This window comes from Bradyrhizobium ingae (assembly GCF_055791185.1).
The window spans coordinates 24,729-40,185 of record NZ_JBVUBB010000045.1 but is presented as its reverse complement, the minus strand read 5'-3'; the positions used below and the strand labels follow the sequence as shown (position 1 = coordinate 40,185).

General features: G+C 59.9%; 15 protein-coding genes and 4 pseudogenes. 11 read left to right on the top strand and 8 right to left on the bottom strand.

The window, feature by feature from the left end; genetic code table 11:
- Positions 1-24 precede the first annotated feature (24 nt).
- Together ACV1FX_RS36900 and ACV1FX_RS36895 are read right to left on the bottom strand one after the other, a co-directional pair.
- Positions 25-930, bottom strand: a complete 906-nt coding sequence (locus ACV1FX_RS36900) for an NAD(P)H-dependent flavin oxidoreductase (RefSeq protein WP_473122447.1) — start codon at positions 928-930, stop codon at positions 25-27.
- A gap of 236 nt (positions 931-1,166) precedes the next feature.
- Entirely contained in the window at positions 1,167-1,502 is a 336-nt protein-coding gene (locus ACV1FX_RS36895; protein ID WP_473122433.1) for a hypothetical protein, read from the bottom strand.
- A gap of 126 nt (positions 1,503-1,628) precedes the next feature.
- Here ACV1FX_RS36895 and ACV1FX_RS36890 point away from each other — a divergent pair.
- Positions 1,629-1,933: pseudogene (locus ACV1FX_RS36890) on the top strand (IS481 family transposase); the annotation flags it as partial.
- Positions 1,934-2,266: 333 nt separating this feature from the next.
- Here ACV1FX_RS36890 and ACV1FX_RS36885 read toward each other — a convergent pair.
- From ACV1FX_RS36885 to ACV1FX_RS36875, 3 genes and pseudogenes are all read right to left on the bottom strand, one after another.
- Positions 2,267-3,442, bottom strand: a complete 1,176-nt coding sequence (locus tag ACV1FX_RS36885; RefSeq protein ID WP_473122432.1) for an acyl-CoA dehydrogenase family protein — start codon at positions 3,440-3,442, stop codon at positions 2,267-2,269.
- Complete coding sequence (locus ACV1FX_RS36880) at positions 3,442-4,275, bottom strand: hypothetical protein (protein WP_473122431.1); 834 nt, start codon at positions 4,273-4,275, stop codon at positions 3,442-3,444. Before ACV1FX_RS36880 ends, ACV1FX_RS36885 begins: the two co-directional genes overlap by 1 nt.
- A gap of 208 nt (positions 4,276-4,483) precedes the next feature.
- Positions 4,484-4,739 (bottom strand): annotated as a pseudogene (locus ACV1FX_RS36875) (IS5/IS1182 family transposase); the annotation flags it as partial.
- Between the two features lie 1,360 nt (positions 4,740-6,099).
- Here ACV1FX_RS36875 and ACV1FX_RS36870 point away from each other — a divergent pair.
- Complete coding sequence (locus tag ACV1FX_RS36870; RefSeq protein WP_473122430.1) at positions 6,100-6,993, top strand: beta-keto acid cleavage family enzyme; 894 nt, start codon at positions 6,100-6,102, stop codon at positions 6,991-6,993.
- The gene (locus ACV1FX_RS36865) at positions 6,986-8,017 is read left to right on the top strand and encodes a 3-hydroxyacyl-CoA dehydrogenase NAD-binding domain-containing protein (RefSeq protein WP_473122429.1); all 1,032 of its coding nucleotides are present in this window, start codon (positions 6,986-6,988) and stop codon (positions 8,015-8,017) included. The genes ACV1FX_RS36870 and ACV1FX_RS36865 overlap by 8 nt, the downstream gene beginning before the upstream one ends.
- A 304-nt stretch (positions 8,018-8,321) precedes the next feature.
- Here ACV1FX_RS36865 and ACV1FX_RS36860 read toward each other — a convergent pair whose 3' ends face one another.
- A complete protein-coding gene (locus tag ACV1FX_RS36860) occupies positions 8,322-8,489 on the bottom strand; it encodes a hypothetical protein (protein WP_473122428.1) in 168 nt (55 codons plus the stop codon).
- A gap of 440 nt (positions 8,490-8,929) precedes the next feature.
- On the opposite strand from ACV1FX_RS36860, the gene ACV1FX_RS36855 reads away from it, so the two are divergent.
- From ACV1FX_RS36855 to ACV1FX_RS36835, 5 genes and pseudogenes are all read left to right on the top strand, one after another.
- A complete protein-coding gene (locus ACV1FX_RS36855) occupies positions 8,930-9,895 on the top strand; it encodes a site-specific integrase (RefSeq protein WP_473122427.1) in 966 nt (321 codons plus the stop codon).
- A 2-nt stretch (positions 9,896-9,897) separates the two neighbouring features.
- Positions 9,898-10,785 carry a tyrosine-type recombinase/integrase gene (locus tag ACV1FX_RS36850; protein WP_473122426.1) on the top strand — a complete coding sequence of 296 codons (888 nt, stop codon included), beginning with the start codon at positions 9,898-9,900 and terminating at the stop codon, positions 10,783-10,785.
- Positions 10,782-11,102 (top strand): site-specific integrase, encoded by a 321-nt coding sequence (locus ACV1FX_RS36845; RefSeq protein ID WP_473122425.1) that lies wholly within the window; start codon positions 10,782-10,784, stop codon positions 11,100-11,102. Before ACV1FX_RS36850 ends, ACV1FX_RS36845 begins: the two co-directional genes overlap by 4 nt.
- Positions 11,103-11,120: 18 nt before the next feature.
- Positions 11,121-11,617 (top strand): annotated as a pseudogene (locus tag ACV1FX_RS36840) (tyrosine-type recombinase/integrase).
- Positions 11,524-11,784 carry a hypothetical protein gene (locus ACV1FX_RS36835; RefSeq protein WP_473122449.1) on the top strand — a complete coding sequence of 87 codons (261 nt, stop codon included), beginning with the start codon at positions 11,524-11,526 and terminating at the stop codon, positions 11,782-11,784. Before ACV1FX_RS36840 ends, ACV1FX_RS36835 begins: the two are co-directional and overlap by 94 nt.
- A gap of 139 nt (positions 11,785-11,923) precedes the next feature.
- On the opposite strand, the pseudogene ACV1FX_RS36830 reads toward ACV1FX_RS36835, so the two are convergent.
- Both ACV1FX_RS36830 and ACV1FX_RS36825 read right to left on the bottom strand, forming a co-directional pair.
- Positions 11,924-12,368 (bottom strand): annotated as a pseudogene (locus ACV1FX_RS36830) (IS66 family transposase); the annotation flags it as partial.
- A gap of 906 nt (positions 12,369-13,274) precedes the next feature.
- On the bottom strand, positions 13,275-13,460 hold the full coding sequence (locus ACV1FX_RS36825) for a hypothetical protein (RefSeq protein WP_473122424.1): 186 nt from the start codon (positions 13,458-13,460) through the stop codon (positions 13,275-13,277).
- A gap of 618 nt (positions 13,461-14,078) precedes the next feature.
- Between ACV1FX_RS36825 and ACV1FX_RS36820 the strand changes: the two genes are divergently transcribed.
- The 3 genes from ACV1FX_RS36820 (at position 14,079) to ACV1FX_RS36810 (ending at position 15,346) form a co-directional block, all read left to right on the top strand.
- A complete protein-coding gene (locus ACV1FX_RS36820; RefSeq protein WP_473122423.1) occupies positions 14,079-14,300 on the top strand; it encodes a 3-keto-5-aminohexanoate cleavage protein in 222 nt (73 codons plus the stop codon).
- Positions 14,216-14,416 (top strand): 3-keto-5-aminohexanoate cleavage protein, encoded by a 201-nt coding sequence (locus ACV1FX_RS36815; RefSeq protein WP_473122422.1) that lies wholly within the window; start codon positions 14,216-14,218, stop codon positions 14,414-14,416. Before ACV1FX_RS36820 ends, ACV1FX_RS36815 begins: the two co-directional genes overlap by 85 nt.
- Before the next feature lie 144 nt (positions 14,417-14,560).
- A complete protein-coding gene (locus ACV1FX_RS36810) occupies positions 14,561-15,346 on the top strand; it encodes an SDR family NAD(P)-dependent oxidoreductase (protein WP_473122421.1) in 786 nt (261 codons plus the stop codon).
- Positions 15,347-15,457: the final 111 nt, after the last annotated feature.

Genomic DNA, 15,457 nt, shown 5'->3' with positions numbered 1-15,457 from the left:
CTAGCCTTTATGCGGTGGTCCTGGTCACCTACGTGTGCAAACGGCGTTCGCTAACGCCGCCTCATATTGTTCAGCGAGTTCCCTCAAAAGCTCGGCAGCGCTGATGATAGAGCGTACGCCTGAAACTGAGTGACCAGCACACCAGATATTCGTCCAGCGCGGCGGCCCTTCGCTAGAATTCTTACTGGCACCTTTCTGATTTGTGCGCGCCTCGGAAATCGAATCCTCAAGTTTTGAGGGGTCGAGACCGGCCGCCACGATTGACTTCCGCAGCACGTTTGCACGTAGTCCCCAAAAAGCACTGGTCAAGACAATGTCATCAAGCGTGCTATCGACCAACATCTTACGATAGGTGTCACTTGCCATGCTTTCCCAGGTGGCAATGAAGCGCGTGCCCATACAAGCGAGCTCGCATCCAAGAATGCGCGCTGCGGCGATTGAGATGCCGTCTGTGATGCCGCCCGCGAGTACAATTGGACCATCAAACATGGCGCGGACCGATCGAACAAAAGCAAACGGATTGGCCCACCCAGTATGGCCTCCCGCACCGGCGGCGAGCAAAATCAAGCCGTCCGCACCCGCTTCGAGGGCTTTTTCCGCGTGGTGCAACGAAGCGATGTCGGCAAACACGAGACAACCGATTTCGTGTAAGGCATCGACAGCTGCAGCCGGCGATCCCACGCTGGTAATGACAATCTCCACTTTATGACGCACAAGACAGGCAAGATCATCCTTGAACCGTCCGTGACGGATCATGAGCGTTGGGCAGTGCGGCGCGACAGGGTGATACAGGCTTGCGAGATCATGCTCAATCCGGACTAGCCAATGATCGAGTTCCTCCACGGATCGGGCGTTCGTTGTAGGAAACGCGCCAATCGCTCCTGACCGGCAGACGGTAGTGACAAGCTCAACCCCTGAGACGTCGGCCATGGGCGCGATAATGAGGGGTAAAGCCAGCCTGGAAAAGAGAGCGTCCGGCAACCTGCCATTCGCGAAAATTGCAGTCACAGATATGTTCCTTTGCGCCCGCTTAGCAGCAAACTTTCTCACGCTTGCCAGCCAATCCGTGGCATGCTCCTGCGATCACTTCAATTACTAACGTTGGCAGTTGACTGAAGCGCAGACTGTACGTCACTCGCCAGCTCCGCCGCGCCGACGCAGAGCGTTCATCCCGAAAAATTCGATCCAATCCGCATCGAAACTGCAAGCCTGCTCAGCCTTGCGGCTAGCCCCCTGCCCGGAAGATTGCGGCTACTGTTCGCGAAGGCGCGCATTGCGATCCGCTTCAAAGCCAGCCGCCTGATGAAGCGGCCGATGTGGTCGCGGCCGCGTAGATTCCACGAGGTCGATCCTAGCTGAAGTTCGACGGTAAGATCATTTTTCCATGCAAGATCGAATCGATACGCTTGCACATGTGCGAAGCCGGAATTAACCTCTCCGACGCTATTGCCGTAAGGGCGAGCACGTCGAGGGTTGCCTTCGTCAATCGTTTCGTCCAGCACGCGGCAAACTTCTCGCTCAATTAGGTACAGATATAGCCGTCTTGCGGTGTTCCTGTCGTAGCAGTGTCAGTGTCGCGCCCTTGCACTTGAGCTCCTGCGCAGGCGCGGCGCTCGATTCGAAGGACTATGCGACAAGCTTTACATGGCCGTGCCACCTCCGATGGAGGCAATCCAGTGAGCAATACAAATAGTCAAGAGAGCCGGAGAGTGGCTCGCCAAGCATTAGTTTAGGGGATTAACCAAAAGACTGTCGCGAATTGGAAAGCAGAGCTAGACCGTCGCCGATTGTTCGACAGGCCCGAAGGAAACCAAGTTGACAGTGCTTTCCATAGGGCGATCATTGGCGTTTTCCGGCGACATGCGCTGCTGCCACTCGACGATTGCCTCTATGCGTTGCAGCCAGCCATCCGACACGATCATCCCTGCATCGCTGCCTGCATGGCAGACGTCTAGTCCCGGGCAAATTCTGAAGCGGGTTGAGCTTGAATCGTTCTGACTGGGAAGTCCAGCGTTTGGGAGATGTGTTCGTAAGCCGTTGAGCGGAAGCAGCGTGTGCCGCGAAAGCGAGACGATCGCCTCTATATCCCCTTCTTTAACGGTGATCGACTTGTATTCCTTGGGGCCTCGCGACAGATCAGCGACCATTTCGCGCTGCTTACTCCAGCGACATCTAGGTGATCCCGTCGCGCTTGGCGAGCCGCTCTCAGGTTGTCTTAACAATTTCGCAGCTCTACAGATTTGCGCGTGGGTCGAGACTAAGCACCCTAGGCGCCGATCACGCCGAGCTTGGCGTGACCCTTGAAAAGGTTTCGCGCGATCGTGCGTTTCTGGATCTCGTCAGTGCCGTCGTAGATGCGGTATGATCGCAATTTACGGTACCACCGCTCGATCGGCAGCTCCTTGGTGTAGCCCACCCCGCCGTGGATCTGCATGACACGATCAACGACCTTGTTAGCCGTGATCGAACCGGTTAGTTTCGCGATGGACGATGTGTGCCTCGCGTCATGTCCGCTCTCTGCTCGCCATGCGGCGAGGAGGGTCAGGTACTTTGCAGCCTCGATTTCGACATGTGAATCAGCGATCTGCCACTGGATGGCTTGGTATTCCGCGATGGGGTAGCCCATGGATACTCGGTTCTTTGAGTATTCGATCGCTATCTCGAGCAGGCGCTCCGACGCGCCCACTGCCGCCGAGGGGGTCTCGTAGCGAGCGGCGCCAATCCATTCCATCGCCAGCCTGAAGCCCCACCCCTGTTCGCCGAGAATGTTGCAACTCGGGACCCGGACATCCTCGAAAACGAGCGATGCCGGGCTCCATTCCCCCACCATTGTCGGGATGGGTCGAGAGCGCCATCCCATCTTACGGTCGACGAGGAAGCAGGTGATGCCGCCCGAAGCACCCTTGTTCGGATCGGTGACGGCAAACACTATCGCGAAGTCGGCCTCGTTTCCGCCGGAGATCAAGGTCTTCTCGCCGTTGATGATCCAGTCGTCGCCGTCGCGCACAGCACGGGTGCGAATTGCGGCGGCGTCCGAGCCGGCGCCAGGCTCGGTGACCGCGAAGCAGCTGACCCGTTCGCCTGCGATCGTCGGGATGAGATATTCCCGCTTCTGGCTCTCCGTGCCGGAGAATAGGATGTTATCGGCGTGCCCGCCGAATTTGAACGGGACGAAGGTGCGTCCGCTTTCGATACAGATGAGCGAGTTCATGATCGCTCCCAGTCCGGCTCCGCCGTGCTCTTTCGGTGTGGTGAAGCCCCAAAAGCCTACGCTCTTCGCTTTCAGCTGTAGGTCTCGCAGCTGGCCCGGTTCGAGGTCGGGACGGCCCTCGAGCTCGTTGCGGAGAACTTGCGTCTCGAGGGGAATGATTTCTTTGTCGATGAACGCGCGGACGGAGCTCCGGATCATCTGCTGTTCGTCGGTGAGTGAAAAATCAAGCATTATCTTAGCTCCTGTGGATGGATATCTTTATGGTGAATGGTTGTGCGGCGACTGGGTATCAGTGCCGGGCCCTTCCGTGACTTCGATGATCTGCTGGTTCCGAAGTGCGTGTGATCCGCGGGAATCTGCGTCGTGGTCCCATCACGACCCCGGTGGCGCCTGTACGTGTCCTGGACGGACCGCGCCATCAGGTCCGTTGAGTACACCACCGGCATGTCTTCCTCGGACAACGAGAACACGATTGCAGCCTGCACCTTCTCGGTGTTGAGCGCAGGTAGGAACGCACGACCGTTCGGCAACGGTCGGTGCTCAAGTAGGGGTCCGAACGCGGAATCGAGCAGCAGCATGTTGAGTTCGAAGCTACCCAAGGCCATCGCGTGCATGGTCTGCGGTTTGAGGGAAACCGGCTGATAGCACGAGGTGTCGCCGTCACCGCGCTTGGGCCGCGCCTTGACCTGCTCGATCGTCAGGTACCGGTTGATGCCGAGCCAAGCGATGTCAGGCACAACGGGCAGATCGGCCACTGAACGGCGGGCGTTGCAGCCCGCAACTTCGTTGTCGGGGGTGTGTCGGCGAATTTCTGCCGGCGAAGCCCAGCTTGATCGAGTGCGCGACGACACCGGTCGCCTGCCGCACAGCAAAAAACGGCGATCGATTTCGGACGCAGAAAGCGTAGGCGATCGCACGAAGTCAACTACCTGCCGACGGGTGCCAAGCGAACCATTGCGCCGAGCAGTGACGCGTCCCATATGGGTTTCATCGAGATACGTATCGGTGGTCCGAAAACGTTCAGTCGGATGAGCAGCATCCGAAGAAGCGCTCCGCTGTTCCATCTCATTCTCCATTCGCTCTACCGAAGATGTGGAGCCGGCAGCTCGGCTGTACGCCATCGACCGCGACGCTTGGTGGCCAAACTTGCAAGCCTGTACAACCTACGGGCGGCTCGATCGGTCCCTATTCAAGCGAACTAAATCACTGGATATCTGCTCGGGCTGCTACCAAATCCAATAGGGTAACTAGATGTTAGCTTTCAGGACGTTGTCCATCATAAGGGTTGGCCGGCAGCGTCCTAGCCTGCACAAAACTTAGCGTGCAGCACAAACTGGCCGCCTGGGGTGCGGGCGTTTGTAGCGACGATCGAGGCTTTGGCGCCGAACTCGTAAGGCGCCGAGGCCTTAGCCTTGCCGATGCATTCGACATCGGGCGTGTGGAAGGAATAGAGCTTCCATCCGCGCTAACGCTGCTCTTGGGAGAGGATCTGCGCGGCGCGTGAAACCGGCCGTTCGAATGCAACCTCAGCCTGCCAGCTTCCGAGCCCTCACTCGCAAAAATTTGCAATCTCAAGTCCGAGCTACGTCCGCAAGCTGCGCGAGAACATTCGCTGTAAGGGCATACCCAGACTCAGCCGACGGCGTTTCCCATCCGCTACTTCTTACTGGAGGAAAGAGCGCATCGGCTTCGGAGGGAGGCTAAATCAGAAGCCAGATTGGGCTAGTGATGTATGTGGACCAGATTCTTCACCGCCTCGGCGGGCTCCAAGCCTTTCAGGTTGTTGAGACCGAGGCGCTGTAACACCCGCCTAACGGTAGCCGGCGATACGCAGGCCTCTTTGCCGATCTGCTTGGCGGTCATGGGCTGACGGCGAAGGCTCCCTTACTTGCCGAGAAGCTGCGCTATGTAGTTGAGCTCCATCTTAATTACGCCTGGCCCATGGTGCTTTGCATCGATGAGAAGACCAAATTGCTCTTCCTACGGCTACATCAAGAGCGTCACTCACGACTACCACTGTCATGGCACGATCACCTGTTCGCCGCCCTCGACGTACTCGATTGTGCTCAACGAAGACCCGCCATTGCCACCGAGAGTTCCTTCGCCTTTTTGCGTCACATCGAAACCAACGGCCGGCCCAACTGGACCTCCAAAACGCCACCCGCTCCCCATCCGCGTTGTCACATTGATTTCACGCCAATCTACGCCTGCTCAACCAGAGTCGAACGCTTCTTCTCCTATCACCAACGCGCCATTCGTCGCGCTCTTTCGATCCAGCACCGAACTTGTCAAGACAATCGTCCCTTTTGGCCCCCTCACAACCCACATGCACAGCGGCTTCATGTGGACGGTTACAGCCGATACTTACGGAAACTCGCCCGACTTTGTCAGCGAATTCGTGCTCTCGAAGCTGTTCGCTGTTTCGGAACGCTACAGCTATTGCCGCTAGCTGCGCTAGTGGCAATCGACTCAACATGTCGCCGTAAGGTCGGCACTTCGGTCATCGTCAGGCAGTCTTCGAGTGTTATGGGAGGCAACTAGTAACATGAGCCTCCATTTTGTCATTCCACTCGTGGCTCATTAGCTCCGGGATGTCGGAAATCTGACGACCCGCCGGGCCGAGAGAGACGTGATTGCTAAGGGCGCGCGTTTTCTCTCGTAGGCAAGCCGCGCGTGCAATTCCGCAAGTGGCATGCCGATTGCTTGGATGAGAATTGCCGCACCAAGCTATTCGCAGCGGCCCTATCGCCGGAGATTCAGATGAAGCGCAGCTCGATCGTCCTAGCCAATGCGCTGATACTATTTGGGTTCAAAAACGATGAACATCATTGGATACAGCTTTCGCCAACCTGGCCCAGCATACGTGCATCCTGAAAGGAGACATGAGAATGATCTCTGAGTTGTTCGTCACCTGCGCTATCACAGGGAGCGGGAGTTCGGTCGACCGTAGCCCACATGTACCGGTCACGCCGGAGCAGATCGCAAACTCGGCCATTGAGGCGACGCGTGCTGGGGCCGCTGTTGTGCACATTCATGTGCGTAATCCCGAGACCGGGCGGGGCTCGCGTGATCCAGCGCTGTTTCGTGAAGTGGTGCGCCGCATTCGGGCGTCCGACGTGAAACCAGTGATCAACCTAACTGCGGGAATGGGCGGCGACATTGTGCTGGGCGGGCCGGAGTCCCCCCTGCCGTTGGACCCGAGCACCGATATGGTAGGTGCGACCGAGCGCCTCGTGCACGTGGAGGAGCTGAGGCCAGAGATCTGCACCTTGGATTGTGGATCGATGAACTTCGCCACCCGCAACGAGTACCTCATGGCCAATACCCCTGGGACTCTACGTGCGATGGCTGCGCGCGTGAAGGATCTCGGCGTTCGTCCTGAGCTCGAGGTGTTTGACGCCGGTCATCTGGTGATGGTCCACGATCTGATCGAGGCGGGGCTCATCAAGGATCCGCCGCTGATTCAGCTGTGTATGGGGATTCGCTACGGTGCGCCGGACGATCCGACTACGCTAATGGCGCTGGTGCACCGACTGCCGCCGCGCGCTATCTACTCGGCCTTTTCGATCGGTCGGATGCAGCTTCCGTACGTGGCTTTGGCGCCGCTGGTGGGGGCGAATGTGCGGGTAGGGTTGGAAGACAATCTGTACCTTTCCCGTGGGCGACTGGCGACCAACGCCGAACTCGTTGAGCGGGCGGCGCAAATTCTTGAACGGATCGGGGTTCGGTTGATGAGCCCGGATGAGGTGCGCGAGAAGCTCGCGCTTCGAGCTCATGGGTGAGGTTTCAAAGTTCATGTCTCAAAAGATGCCGAGAGCAGTTGGATTGCTTGGGGGCGGAGTGATCGGGGGCGGCTGGGCTGCTCGGTTTCTCCTCAACGGGGTGAACGTCCGGCTGTATGGCGCGTCGCCGAGTGCGGTCGAGCGCGTGCAGAAGATGCTGGCCAATGCGCGCCGAGCGTATCGGCGGCTGACGCCGTTACCGCTGCCGCCCGAAGGGACGCTGACCGCGGTGCAGACGGTTGCGGAAGCGGTGCGTGGCGTGGAGCTTGTGCAGGAGTCGGCGCCGGAGCGTCTGGAGCTCAAGCAGGAGTTGCTCGCGGCTGCCGATCGGGAGACGGCGCCTGAGACCCTGATCTGCTCCTCGACATCGGGCTTGCGGCCATCCTTGCTGCAGGCGCAGATGCAGCATCGCGATCGCCTGCTCGTTGCGCATCCATTCAACCCAGTATACCTTCTGCCACTGGTTGAACTATGCGCCAGTCAAGGCGCGGCGACCGAGTCGCTGGCGCGGGCGGCGGAGATCTATCGGGCGGTGGGAATGCATCCTATCGTGGTGCGCAAAGAGATGGACGGTTTCATCGCCAACCGATTGCAGGAGGCCATGTGGCGCGAGGCGCTTTGGCTGGTGCACGACGACATTGCCACCGTGCAAGAGGTCGATGATGCGATCAGATATTCGTTCGGGCTGCGCCGGGCGGTCATAGGACCTTTCCGCGTTGGCGGGGGTGGGACTGGCATGCGTCAGTTCCTAGAGAAATGGGGGCCCGGACTGAAGTGGCCGTGGTCGAAGCTCACCGACGTGCCCGAACTAACTGATGCGTTTGTTGATAAACTCGTCAAGCAAACCGACGCACGAGGCGAGAACTCGACAGGTCCAGAGCTGGAGCAGAAGCGCGACGACTGCCTCGTGGCCGTGCTGCAGGGATTGCGCTCACAGAACTATGGCGCCGGCGAAACGCTTGCACGCTGGGAGCGAGATCTGCGCGGCCGTTCTCTCCGGCTCCGAAATGCCCCCCGGAGCTAGACGCCGGAGATCCAGTTCACGTGCGCACACAGGTCCTCGGGGCGGCGGCAAAAGTTCTCACATGCACTGCCCACCGGGCGACGGAAAGGCACGACAGATGCTGATTCGGGGTATCCATATAGGTTACCGGTGAGCGATCAGCGTCTGAGCACCGCGTCGTAGAACTGGATGAGCTCGATCAGTTTTTCGATGCCGAGTCGGTGAACGCCTGAACACCGTCTTGTCCCACGCCATAGATCTAGATCTCCATTTCGATGGCGATTTCGCGCAGCCAATTGTCATCCTCAACGAGCGCCTTCGCGATCTACGAGATGGTAGTGACGTGCCGGACCTCGTTGACGTGGGTGATCATGCGCTCGAGCAGAGATTCCCTGATGCCGACGTCCAAGTCCAGAGCAGCGATTCGTCTAGCCGTGGGCGCCGATGCGGCGAGGACGTCGGCCAACCGGGCTTGCGGATCGACGCCGTTCATTTTGGCTGTTTATGCCGACTGCCGAACTATGCCGAATGAGCTTGTTTTCCTCGAGATTCGCGGTGAGCGGCGTGTAATCGGCTCGGCATAGTTTGTCTTGTACCTCCGCTTTGAACAGCGGAGGCCAGGATATGATTGCAGAAGAGTATTTGGGCAGGAGCCGACTATTCCGGCGCCTGAAGAGTGGACCCCACAGACAGCTCGTCGAGCTCTACGCGGCGCGCCTCGTCAGGGACGAACTCGCTGGCCACAGTACGTGGCGATGCCTGAACTTGGTCAGCGACCTCATCAGCTGGATCAAAAGATGTGGCTTGAGGCTAGCCGATTTCAATGAGCGCGTGGCCGAACGGTACCTTAAGCACCGAGCGGGGAAGCAGTGCATCCAGCCGGGCGACTAGGCGGCGCTGAAGCGGTTGCTGTCGGTGTTGCGCGAAGTGGGCATGATCGCGCCGGCGGCGCTGCGGCCGATCTCGCCGCAAGACCAGATATTCGGGGAGTTCGCCGAGTTTCTGCAAAGGGAACGCGGGTTGGCGCCGAGGACCATCATTCGCCACCTGCCAATCATTCGCCGCTTCCTGCGCGAGGTGTGCCCTGCCGGCGCCAGCGACCTTGGCAAGATCAGCCGAGAGGACGTCACCCGCTACATCGCGCGCCACGCCCGGGATTGGAGCGCGGGATCCGGGAAGGCTATGTGTTGGTCGCTGCGTGCATTTCTCCGATACCTCCATCATAAAGGGTTAATCCCGCTCGCCCTGGCGGATGGCGTCCCCTCCATCAGGCGATGGAAGCTCGCAAGCCTGCCGACCTATCTGTCCGCCGCGCAGGTCCAGAAGGTTCTCGATGGTTGCGATCGAGCCACCGTGATAGGACGGCGGGATTACGCCATCCTGATGCTGCTGGCCAAGCTCGGCTTACGGGCTAGCGAGGTCGCGACCCTCATGCTGGATGATATCGACTGGCGATCCGGCGAGATGCTCATTCGCGCCAAGGGTCGGCAGCGAGCGCGGATGCCGCTACCTCCAGACGTCGGCGCGGCTGTCGTTGCCTACCTGCGTGGCGGCCGCCCGACATCGTCGTATCGTCGGCTGTTTCTGCGCACGCTGGCGCCTCACGTCGGCTTTGCATCCGGTTGCGCGATTACGATGATCGCCAAGGCCGCTCTGGAGCGCGCCGGCGTCCGTGGCTACGCCCACCACGGGGCTCATATCTTCCGACACAGCCTTGCCACCGAGCTTCTCCGATCTGGCGCGACCTTGTCAGAGATCGGCCAATTGCTGCGACACGAGAGCCATGACACCACGCGCATCTATGCGAAAGTGGATATCCAGAGACTTCGCGCATTGAGCCTGCCGTGGCCGGGAGGCGTGCAACGACCCGTCTGCGATCCGCACTCGAGCAGTATCTGAGCATGCGCCAAGGGCTTGGATACAAGTACCAGCATCAGGCCCGGCGACTCGCCGAGTTCGTCTCCTTCATGGAGAAGCGCAAGGCCACGACCATCACCACAAAGCTCGCCGTCGCCTGGGCGACTCTGCCACCCGATCGGCACTCATCCTGGGTCTTACGACTAACCGACGTGCGGGGTTTCGCGCGCCATGTCGCGCACATCGATCCCGAGACGGAGGTGCCACGCGCCGGCATCTTGCCACCCCTGAAGCGTGCCAAGCCCTATATCTACAGCGATGCGGAGATCAAGGCGCTATTGAAGGCGGCACTTGCCTTGCCTCCCGCAAACGGACTGCGGCGCTGGACTTATCACCATCTGTTCGGGCTGATCGCAGTGACGGGCATGCGTCTGTCCGAGGCGATCGGGCTTGAGCGTGCCGATGTCGATCTCGAGGGAGGCGTGCTCACAGTCCGAGAGAGCAAGTTCGGCAAATCGCGCCTCGTGCCGTTGCATCCGACGACCCGATCGGCTCTCCGCAGCTACGCCAAACGGCGGGATGCTCACCTCAGGTCGCGCTGCGGTGCGCACTTCTTCGTGGCCGAGCGCGGCGGCCGATTGCTGCACCAGTATGTTCATCGTGTTTTCTGGCGCTTGTCGCGCGAGACCGGCCTACGGCGCCCCGGCGACCATAGCGGGCCGCGCGTTCACGATTTCCGGCATCGTTTCGCCATCCGCACGCTTCTCGGCTGGTATCGCGAGGGGATCGATGTCGAGCAGCAACTTCCGGCGCTTTCTACCTACCTCGGTCACGCCTGCGTACGCGATACCTATTGGTATCTCTCGGCCTGTCCGGAACTGATGGAAGAGGCCGCCCGTCGTCTCGACCGGCGCTGGGAGGCCAAGCCATGAAGCCGGCTAGCGGCCTCGCCGCGCTCATCGAGCGTTACTTCACCGTGCGGCTGATACGCCAGCGCAATGTCAGCGCCAACACGATCGCATCCTACCGAGACACGTTCCGGCTTCTGTTCACGTTTGCACAGGCGCAGCTCCGCAAACCGCCGTCGGCCCTGACCCTCGACGATCTCGATGCGCCCTTTGTCAGCGCGTTCCTTGCTGATCTTGAGACGAAGCGGGGCGCCAGCGTCAAGACGCGCAACTTGCGCCTGACGGCCATTCGCTCCTTCTTCCGGTTCGTGTCTTTCGAGGAGCCGGCTCACAGCGCCTAGATCCAGCGCGTCTTGGCGATGCCAAGCAAGCGTCACGACAAGCGTCAGGTGCATTTCCTGACGCGGCCCGAGATCGAAGCGATTCTCGCTACCCCAGATCGCTCGATGTGGCTCGGACGTCGCGATTATGCCTTGTTGCTGCTCGCGGCCCAGACCGGCTTGCGCCTGTCCGAGCTGATCAACCTCGACAGGGGTGCCGTCCACCTCGGCACCGGCGCGCATGTGCGGTGCGTCGGAAAAGGTCGAAAGGAACGATGCACGCCGCTAACCGCGCACGCGCTTGGGCGCCCTCCAGCTATGGCTCAAAGAACCTGCCCGCCATGGCGCAAAACGCGTTGTTTCCCAATATGCACGGTGGACGGCTTAGCGCCGACAGCGTTCAGTCGCTTCTCGCCAAGCATGTGCGTATCGCCAGCGAGAGATGTCCGTCATTGGCGTCCAAGCGGGTGTCGCCGCACGTGCTCAGGCACAGCGCTGCGATGGAGCTGCTGCAAGCCGGCGTCGATTGCCGGTAATTTCGCTGTGGCTCGGTCATGAGTCGATCGAAACAACGCAGACCTACCTGCATGCCCATCTCGCACTCAAGGAAGCAGCCCTCGCAAAGCTCAAGCCGTACGAGCACCGCAAGCGAACCCGCTTCAAGCCAAGTGACCGCTTGCTCGCCTTCCTTGAGGCGCTGTAAGACGCCAGACTATGCCAAATGGAAGCGGGACGACGACCGCTCGACCAGCCGCAAGTACGCGCAAACGACGATTCTTCCCAAAACCATTCGGCATAGTTCGGCAGTTGGCATAAACGGCCTTATGCCGCGCGCGGCACTACGCCGTGGCGATCAGGCTGTACATGGTTGCAGACGCGCCGTCTTCCGCGATCGGATCCGCAGAACTACCATGTTCGGCAGAGCGATGCTTCTTAGCCTCCCTTCGGCGGCATTGTTGGAGAGGCAACACACCAGGAACAGGCTGAAGCTCGCTCAGCGCTTCAGGAAGTTAACGCGCCAGGTCATGTCCCCCGGAGAGCTTGGCGAGCTGCTCTCGCATGTAGACCTAAAGGTCATCGACCAGAGGGCCGGCGCAGCGTCTGCCGCACCCGAACGCGTTCCTCGGCGTTCTTGCCGTTGATGGAGCGCTCGATCGCGAAGAGCGCATCGATCCACTTCGTCGGCGATCGGAGAGAGCGGGATTTCTCTTTGCCAGCGGACTTGCGGCACACATTCTCAAGATCGGCCATGGGAAAGAACGGCCGCCGGGCATGTGCCCAACTTGCGTCAAGACAAGTCTTGGAAAGTAGGATGAATGTGATGTGAAACCTTTGACCTAGAGGGTTCGGCGCTGTCCAGGCATAGGCGGAGTCCGCCAGCCGGAAGCGAGTCTTGCATGAGGGGCGGCAACGTCGCTCGTGAAGCGCAGAGAGCAGGTACCTAAGCCCTGCGGCAGCCTCGAAGTCATGTGATTGCTGAGCTTCGCCGTGTCGGGTCCGGGGGCTGCGTCGGGACAGCCGCAATGGTGAGGTTCACCCGTTCGGCCCGGGTCTCAGAGCAGGGCTGAGGTACGGGGCGGGTCACGAGGAAACCTGAGAGATCCATCTGGTCCATATGGAAAGCCGGCGCGGAGCACTGGCCTCAACAACGCTCCAGGCCCGACGCCTCGACTTTGGCGAGCATCTGCAGCGCGTATGCGAACACGAAACACCAAAGCACGCGGAATCCCGAGGCGAGAAGGTAAGTTGACGGAGATGCGCGCGGGAAGTCGTAGCGGCATCGAGGAAGGCGGGAACTGGGCTGCCCATTGACTAGAAACACGGGAGGGAATGCTGTGTCCCGCAAACCTGTCCGCAAAACGACAATGGCTAGCCGATCTGGTGAGGCAACATCCCGAGCGGGTACCGACCTCGCTGGATCACCGGACCCTCTCGAGTGAAGGGAGCCGTCACGCGCTAAGGCGCTCGGCACGATCGTGCGTCGCGCGGCATGCTTCTTGTTGGCTTCCAAGAGTTCGTTCGCAGTGCGAAAGTCTCTTCGCTGATGATGGTCGGCACAGGGATTTTGATCCACTCAGTGCGAGGAAGCTCATGATTGGCGTTGTTGCGAGGCGCGGTCCCGCCGCGCAATCGCAAAGGCCGCGTCACACGCATGCGCGGCGCGATCCGCGTCTTGCCAAGGCAAGCCGTTCTTTATACGTGGGATTGCGCAGCATCGGCCAAACCGTCGAGCGCTCCCAGCAGCCAGTTTCTTTGGCTGCCGGAATCGGCGCTCATTGAGTAGGCGCGTGATAGTACCGATGCTGCGTTGTTTTCGGTGTAAAGCTCGTAGGCTCGGCGCACGACACCGGTCTGTCGCTCGTCGACGCTAAAACTCATCGAGCCCCTCGCCGCACCGATTGTCTCGCGTCCTCGCAACTCCGATGTCATCGTCGGCCCTGCCACTCGACAGGAACGTTGGGCCGCGCGTGGCGCACCCCGCTCGATTCAGTGCGAGACTTCGGAATGACTCTAAGTTGAGTACTCGGTCTCGCTCCGGAGAGAGGGCGATCGTGAAGGAGAATACACCAACCTCCAGCATGTTGCCGTAAGGTTGCCACTTCAGATCATCGTCAGGCAGTTTTCGATGTGGCATGGAAGACAACCGGTTACATGAGCCTCCCTTTGTCATTCAAGCCGTGGTTCGTTGCCTGCGGGGATGTCGTAAATCTGACGACCCGCCGGGCCGAGAGAAGACGTGACTGCAAAGGGGCGTGTTTTTCTCTCGTAGGCAAGCCGCGCGTGCGATTCCGCAAGTGGTATGACGATTGCTAGGATGAGGACTGCCGCACTAAGCCGTTCGAAGCGACCCTATCGCCGGAAATTCAGATGAAACGCAGGTCGATCGGTCTAGCCAATGCGCTGATACTATTTTGGCTTCCAAAATTGATGAACATCATTGGATGCAGCTTTCACCAAGCTGGCCCAGCATACGTGCAGCCTTGAGTGAAATGAGACATGAGAATGATCTCTGAGTTGTTCGTCAGCTGCGCTATCACGGGGAGCGGGAGTTTGGTAGATCGTAGCCCACATGGACCGGTCACGCCGGAGCAGATCGCAAACTCGGCCATTGAGGCGACGAGGCGACGCGCGCGGTGGCGGCGGTTGTACACATTTATGTGCAGAATCCCGAGACCGGGCGGGGCTCGCGCGATCCGGTGCTGTTTCGTGAAGTCGTAGGCCGCATTCGGGCGTTCGATGTGAATCCAGTGCTCAACCTAATTACGACAATAGGCGGCGACATTGAACTGGCCGGGGCGGAGTCCTCTGCCGTTGGACCTGAGGAAACGATATGATGGGTGCGATGGAGCGACTGGTGCATGTGGAGGAACTGCAGCCAGAGATCTGCACGTTGAATTGTGGGCGCGCTTGCGCCCAGTTCGCCGCGCGATATGTCTGCCGGCCGTAAGTGACGCTTGAATGCGAGAAAGAGAGGGACGATGTCGAAGAATGAACTGTGCGCGATCGTGACGGGCTCAGCAACGGGTCTAGGAGCGGCCACGGCGGGCCTTTTGGCCAAACGCGGGGCGAGAGTGGTGGTCAACTATTCCAACAGCCAAAAGCAAGCCGAGGCAACGGCCGAGACTTGCCGTTTAGCCGGCGCTTCCGAGGTCGTCGTAGTACAAGGGGACGTCTCTGGGGATGAGGATTGCAGAAAGATCGTCGCGGCTGCCGCGCCCTGGGGACGGCTCGACGTGCTCGTCAACAATGCCGGCATCACGAGACATGTGCCGCATCACGATCTGCATGGCCTCTCGGCCGAGGATTTTCAGCGCATCTATGCCGTCAATACCATCGGGCCGTACCAGATGATCCGTGCTGCGCGCTCGCTCCTCGAGGTCGGCGCGAAAGTAAGCGGACGGCCGGCCGCGGTGGTGAACGTCTCCTCGATCGCGGGCATCAACGGTAACGGCTCATCGATCGCCTACGCGGCCAGCAAGGCCGCGCTGAATTCTGTGACGCTGTCATTGGCCCGGGCACTAGCACCGTCTATACGCCTAAATTCCGTTTGTCCTGGCTATATAGATACGCGCTGGTTTGTCAAGGGACGTGGCGAGGCCGACGCCCGGCAGGTGCGCGAAGCCGTGTTGGCGCGCGTGCCGCTCAAGGTCGCCTCGAGTGCCGAGGACATCGCACAGCTCGTCTGCTTCCTCGCAAGCCCAGCATCGAGCAACATGACCGGCGAATGCGTGCGGATGGACGCGGGCCTGCATCTGAACTTGTGACAAGGCGGAAGACTAGCACAGGCGGCAGGTAGATCGCGTATCCTGGACCATGTAGTCGGCTTTTTTATTTCGAGATAGCGCGTTCGAAAACATCGAGGCTTATTTTGAGTT

Excerpts from the sequence above, each read along its gene's own strand:
- ACV1FX_RS36900 (WP_473122447.1), bottom strand. The coding sequence starts at position 930 with ATGGCCGACGTCTCAGGGGTTGAGCTTGTCACTACCGTCTGCCGGTCA.
- ACV1FX_RS36885 (WP_473122432.1), bottom strand. The coding sequence starts at position 3,442 with ATGCTTGATTTTTCACTCACCGACGAACAGCAGATGATCCGGAGCTCC.
- ACV1FX_RS36880 (WP_473122431.1), bottom strand. The coding sequence starts at position 4,275 with ATGGAACAGCGGAGCGCTTCTTCGGATGCTGCTCATCCGACTGAACGT.
- ACV1FX_RS36870 (WP_473122430.1), top strand. The coding sequence starts at position 6,100 with ATGATCTCTGAGTTGTTCGTCACCTGCGCTATCACAGGGAGCGGGAGT.
- ACV1FX_RS36865 (WP_473122429.1), top strand. The coding sequence starts at position 6,986 with ATGGGTGAGGTTTCAAAGTTCATGTCTCAAAAGATGCCGAGAGCAGTT.
- ACV1FX_RS36860 (WP_473122428.1), bottom strand. The coding sequence starts at position 8,489 with ATGAACGGCGTCGATCCGCAAGCCCGGTTGGCCGACGTCCTCGCCGCA.
- ACV1FX_RS36855 (WP_473122427.1), top strand. The coding sequence starts at position 8,930 with ATGATCGCGCCGGCGGCGCTGCGGCCGATCTCGCCGCAAGACCAGATA.
- ACV1FX_RS36850 (WP_473122426.1), top strand. The coding sequence starts at position 9,898 with ATGCGCCAAGGGCTTGGATACAAGTACCAGCATCAGGCCCGGCGACTC.
- ACV1FX_RS36845 (WP_473122425.1), top strand. The coding sequence starts at position 10,782 with ATGAAGCCGGCTAGCGGCCTCGCCGCGCTCATCGAGCGTTACTTCACC.
- ACV1FX_RS36835 (WP_473122449.1), top strand. The coding sequence starts at position 11,524 with ATGTCCGTCATTGGCGTCCAAGCGGGTGTCGCCGCACGTGCTCAGGCA.
- ACV1FX_RS36825 (WP_473122424.1), bottom strand. The coding sequence starts at position 13,460 with ATGAGTTTTAGCGTCGACGAGCGACAGACCGGTGTCGTGCGCCGAGCC.
- ACV1FX_RS36820 (WP_473122423.1), top strand. The coding sequence starts at position 14,079 with ATGAGAATGATCTCTGAGTTGTTCGTCAGCTGCGCTATCACGGGGAGC.
- ACV1FX_RS36810 (WP_473122421.1), top strand. The coding sequence starts at position 14,561 with ATGTCGAAGAATGAACTGTGCGCGATCGTGACGGGCTCAGCAACGGGT.